General features: G+C 39.7%; 3 protein-coding genes and 2 pseudogenes. 3 read left to right on the top strand and 2 right to left on the bottom strand.

The window, feature by feature from the left end:
* Nucleotides 1-131: 131 nt before the first annotated feature.
* Nucleotides 132-764, bottom strand: a pseudogene (gene fghA, locus ACEW80_RS16585) (S-formylglutathione hydrolase); the annotation flags it as partial.
* Between the two features lie 779 nt (nucleotides 765-1,543).
* Here fghA and ACEW80_RS16580 point away from each other — a divergent pair.
* From ACEW80_RS16580 to ACEW80_RS16570, 3 genes are all read left to right on the top strand, one after another.
* Entirely contained in the window at nucleotides 1,544-3,052 is a 1,509-nt protein-coding gene (locus tag ACEW80_RS16580) for a multicopper oxidase family protein (protein WP_373527650.1), read from the top strand.
* Between the two features lie 306 nt (nucleotides 3,053-3,358).
* Nucleotides 3,359-3,832, top strand: coding sequence for a hypothetical protein (locus tag ACEW80_RS16575; protein WP_373527649.1), 474 nt, complete (start codon nucleotides 3,359-3,361; stop codon nucleotides 3,830-3,832).
* 240 nt (nucleotides 3,833-4,072) lie between these two features.
* The gene (locus tag ACEW80_RS16570) at nucleotides 4,073-4,783 is read left to right on the top strand and encodes a tetratricopeptide repeat protein (RefSeq protein ID WP_373527648.1); all 711 of its coding nucleotides are present in this window, start codon (nucleotides 4,073-4,075) and stop codon (nucleotides 4,781-4,783) included.
* Between the two features lie 235 nt (nucleotides 4,784-5,018).
* Here the strand turns inward: ACEW80_RS16570 and ACEW80_RS16565 are convergent.
* Nucleotides 5,019-5,218 (bottom strand): annotated as a pseudogene (locus tag ACEW80_RS16565) (hypothetical protein).
* Nucleotides 5,219-5,406: the final 188 nt, after the last annotated feature.

Here is a 5,406-nt window from a genome sequence, read left to right as displayed (position 1 = left end):
CCAATTTGCCCGGCGCTCGCCGACGAAAGTGCAAGGTTTTTGAACCTCTGGATGCTATAGTCTTGCACTTGCTTGGTGAAAAAATGCTCAAAACCCTTACCTAGACTATGTTTCACTTTTGTTCAGCAAGCCCTAACTAATTCACTAGCATCATAAGCACGCCAACTTTCTTGATTGCTGCCAAGATAACGACTGAAAGTCTTTTGACCCCAAGGACAACGCATAGGTGCAGTGATCGGCGCAAAGGCTGATACTGATTTGTAGAGTCCTGGGTTTCTTATTGCACAGACTAGCGCCCCATGTCCTCCCATCGAATGACCGAAAACGCCTTGTTTCTCAGGTTGTCCGGGGAAGTTTGCGGTAATTAAAGCAGGTAATTCGTGGACGACATAACTATACATTTGGTAGTGTTGACGCCACGGTTCTTCTGTAGCATCAACATAAAAGCCTGCACCCGTGCCAAAGTCCCAGTCATCATCCTCACCTGCAATGCCAGTATTACGCGGACTAGTATCTGGTGCAACCAGTATCAAACCGTACTTAGATGCAAAGCGTTGTACCCCCCCTGCCTTAACCATAAAATTCTCTTCCGTGCAAGTTAACCCAGAAAGGAAATAGAGAATCGGCACAGGTTTTAGAGTTGCTTGTGGTGGTTGATAAACAGCAAAGCGCATTTCACTCTTACAGGTTGAGGAGAGATGACTGTAAAAGCCGAGTTTGCCACCAAAGCTTTTATATTCTGAAACGAGGTTAAGGTTAGGCATTGGTTATATTCTCCTTCCATAAGCATATCTGCGCCAGCCGCATCCGTTTAGATAACGCGAAAAGTATACATGATAAGCGTAGCAAAATCATCATCCGGCAGCTAGAAGGAGATTATGGCTTGTAACAAACCCAAAGCATTTATGAGAAATTATCGCATAATCTCAGTATTGGAAAAGGAAAGCGGTTAAAAATAAAACATAAGTATATTGTATTAATGGCGATCGCTAAACACCACAAGAACGCCCCATTAAAGAACAACTTCAAGAACTAATCGACCGTGCCACGGCAGTCACCCAGAGAGACTTAGTTTGTCTAGCCGCGATTTCTAACCGCTAGGTATATTTGCTACAACCAGAATAATAAATGACTTTTATTTAGATTTAATGAATTATAAATGAACTTTCTTTCGGTCTTAGTGACTACTGGTTGACTTTCCTTTTATATGTCTATATAACTTAGAAGAAGAAAACAAAACTTTACAATTAAAAAAAAATGAAGTACTAAAACTTACGTATTGACAAAAAAGCAGAAATGGCAGGTATACTTTTCAGGGCTTTTAGCTAGATTTTTTAACTACCTTTTTGCGATGCCTGGTGAGGGCTACACCTACGCAACTAATAAAGAATGCTTAGTGAAAAGCTGAAACGATATATTTACGTTAAGACACAAGATGATTTATTTGTAAAGTACGTAAATATTAAAATTTAAAACTTCTTCAAATCTACCGATTGGTAAAGCCATTCAGGTAAGTTTCCCATACACCAATAGAGAAATTAAAGTGAAAAAAATAACTAGACGAGAAGCACTGAAGCTAGGAACGCTTGCAGGCGGTTCTTTATTGCTTCCTACAACTTTACTGTATCGTAACCAAGCATCTATTGCTGGTACTGCTGGTAGTCCTCAGCCTACTCGTTTTGCCGTCAAACTTCCCATACCGCCAGTACTTAACCCAGTGCGGAGTGATGCGACCACAGATTACTACGAGATGACGATGAAAAAAGCTCGGATTAGTATTTTGCCTGGGCTAACAACGGAGATATGGGGATATAACGGTATCGCTCCTGGCCCCACAATTAAGCAACGTCTAGGGCGAAAATCAGTTGTTCGTTTTATTAACAATAGTGTTAATACACCAACATCAGTTCACTTGCATGGGATGGCATCGTTACCGCAGTACGATGGCTATGCTGAAGATTTGACACTACCGGGTTACTACAAAGATTACTTCTTTCCGAACACTCGTGCGGCTACATTATGGTATCACGACCACGCCATCCATAATACTGCACGTAATGTTTATATGGGTTTGGCAGGCACATACCTCGTTCAAGATGAATTTGAGCTTGGACTCCCCTTACCCAAGGGTCAATACGACGTACCACTACTTATCCAAGATAAGCAGTTTACTAATACTGGCAAGTTAGTCTTTGATACCCAAGGTGAAAAAAGTCAATATGGTGATGTCATTTTGGTCAATGGTGCGCCTTGGCCACGCATGGAGGTGGGTACCTCTAAGTACCGTTTCCGAATCTTGAATGGTTCGATTTCGCGCTCTTACAAGCTTGCTCTGAGCAACGGCGATGATTTTATCATGATTGGCACTGATGCCGGATTAATGAGCGCACCAGTTAACGTCAAAAATTTCCGGTTGGGGATGGCAGAACGCTACGAACTCATTATTGACTTTTCCAAATACCCAGTCGGCTCTCAAGTAGTGCTGCAAAATCTCGGACTTCCTAACAACGATGACTATGACGGTACAGATCAAATTATGCGCTTTGATGTTGTGCGGAGTGAACCAGATAATAGCTCTATTCCCGCCACATTACGTACAATCCAGCCTATCCCAGAATCTTCAGCAGTGCGAACCAGAGAATTTAGATATGAACGGTCTAATGGTCTATGGGTAATCAATGGCAAAGTCTGGGATGACAAGCGAGTTGATGCTAATCCTCAATTAGGCGATGTTGAAATCTGGAGATTGTATAACAACTCAGGTGGTTGGTTTCATCCTATCCACATTCACCTAATTGATTGCATAATGCTTGACCGTAATGGTAAACCTCCTTTCCCTTACGAGCGTGGGTTAAAAGATGTCTTCTATGTTGGGGAAAACGAGAGTGTACGAGTAATTGGCAGGTATGGTCCTAATACAGGTAAATATATGTCACACTGCCACAACACGGTTCACGAAGACCACGATATGATGAATCAATTTGAAGTGGGACAAGGCGGACCCTCACCGTTGTCAGATCCAGCAAAGATACTCCCAGCACCATCTTTATAGACATTAACGTTAAGAGGATGTTGGAAAAATCGTTAGTAATGTATCAAACACTTTCACAACTTCATTCATCAAGAGAAGACTTGGTACGTTAGCAAAATCCTCTAAATAGGTGGTAACTAATGGAAAGATTATTAACAGTAATTATCTAAGAGCGATTACCTGTAAGTTTGCATAGAACAAGGGGCTTAAGTCCCTTGTCTCACCAAGTTTTATTTTGTGCAGTTTCACAAAGAATTGGTATAAGTGTACCGTTGTTTAGCAGCGAAGATTTTTCGGTTTAGTTTTAATTATTGAGGCAAACAATCAATGTTAAAAAATTTCTTTGGAGTGGTATTAGCAACTGCTTCATTTCTGTCATTCAATCTGCCGATACACGCAGATGACACCATATATCCAGTATCGGTTCAAAATTATCTCAATCAATTAGCTTTAGAATCTCAGTGGATTCGAGAGAAAAAAACAGGTAAACGCTATCACTTGATCGCTTCTGTACCTACGGAACAACTAGTAGCTCTCTCTACCAAAGTCTGCTTAAATTTTACATCGGGGCAAACATTTTCAGTGATCAAACCAATTGTTAAAGCTGATAGTTTGTTAATGTTGCCTTCAAATGTAAGTGCTCGGTTGAGTAATAGTGGGATTAACCGATTTGCTGATGTGGCAATTAAATCAGCAGTTAATAACAGATGTCCCCAATTCAATAGTATGTTGCCTTTGATGAAATATATCTTACCCAGCGCCGGCGATATCATACCCAGCGATATCATACCCAGCATTTAGACTTTGTTTACTACTACTAATGAGGATGTTTAAAAATATCCTCATTAGATTTTGTAACTTTTTAGTCATCTTTGCTAACAACAACTTTGTCAAAAGTTTTTATAGCTCTATTAATTAGACTTGAAAAGTTAAGAAAATCACACTTAGTTAATAATTGTCAAGCACATCAATTCATCAAAATTACAAGTTAAAACTATGCGCCGTCTATTGAAAGCGATCGCTAATCTAGGACTAGCAACTATGGTAGCTGGCTTAGTCATCTTTATTCATCACATACCTGCATTCTCTGAAGACCATTCCTTGCATGATCATTCCTCACCAAGCAGTACAATCACTGCACCATCACAAAAAATAGCACCTTCACCAAAGCCAAGTAAAGTTGAAACCTTTATTAATCAAGGGCTAGAAAAAGTTCAGCGACAAGATTATAAGGGGGCTTTAAAAGATTTTGATAATGCCATCGGCCTCGATAAGAATCATCATATAGCGTACTTGTATCATGCTGATATCCATAATCAATTAGGAAATTACCAGAAAGCTGTTGAAGACTATGTGGTGGCTAAAAAGCAAAATCCCACTTTCCCTTATATCTACACTCAGCAAGGTAAAGCTTATGAAGCTTTAGGCAATTACGAGAAAGCAGTAGAGAATTATACTCAGGCGATTAAACTTTATCCTGAAGATGGTATTGGCTATGCAAGTAGAGGTGCTGCTTACCACAAACTTAAGGATACTAAAAAAGCAATGGCTGATTTTAAAAAAGCAATTGAAATGAATTATGGGCAAGCTGATGCTTATTTCTATCGAGGTAATCTTTACGCTGAGTTAAGAAACAATCAAGCTGCTATAAAAGATTATCAAACAGCAAAGGGACTTTACACTAAACAAGGAAAGCAAGATGGATATTTAAGAGTATCCTTAAAAATGAGACAAATTAACGAAAAAACCTAGACATGGCAATGGTTATTAAAATACATTCAGGGTTTTAGGTATTGATATCTCCGGCGATCGCTTGATAACAAGTAGATATAACTAGCCCAGAACTCATCAGCGAAGTTCTAACCAATCCGCAAAGCGATCGCCTACGTATTTTCCTTAGTAGCCTCAACGGTGGATAGTTAGGAGTTATAAATTAAAGACTTATTTTGAACTCATCACGAGCTAAACGCTCCGCTAACAGCACTATTTAAAGATACTCCCGTAAAAAATCAAAGGGATCATCTTCCCAGCAAGGTTCAGGTATCAGCCAAAACAAACTACTATTGATGTCGGCTTCAATCTCATCACTGTCGTCTCTATGAAATAGTTCTATCAAAGCTGTCCAATCACGTTCTCTTAGAAACGTTAACGATGGGCATATACCTGGAAATTATTTGAGTAATTCACGTGCAAATTTGTACTTGACAGCCGTAAAAAATTAGTATAAAGATTTGTAAATAATTAGGGCTTGCTGAACAAAAGTGAAACATAGTCTAGGTAAGGGTTTTGAGCATTTTTTCACCAAGCAAGTGCAAGACTATAGCATCCAGAGGTTCAAAAACCTTGCACTTTCGTCGGCGAGCGCCGGGCAAATT

Source organism: Nostoc sp. (genome assembly GCF_041747015.1).
Taxonomy (GTDB): domain Bacteria; phylum Cyanobacteriota; class Cyanobacteriia; order Cyanobacteriales; family Nostocaceae; genus Nostoc.
Note: the sequence above shows the minus strand (reverse complement) of the source record. Positions and strands in the feature narration are given on the sequence as shown.

What these genes read in the sequence shown, in the direction of transcription:
- ACEW80_RS16575 (WP_373527649.1), top strand. Translation starts at nt 3,359, where the DNA reads ATGTTAAAAAATTTCTTTGGAGTGGTATTAGCAACTGCTTCATTTCTG.
- ACEW80_RS16570 (WP_373527648.1), top strand. Translation starts at nt 4,073, where the DNA reads ATGGTAGCTGGCTTAGTCATCTTTATTCATCACATACCTGCATTCTCT.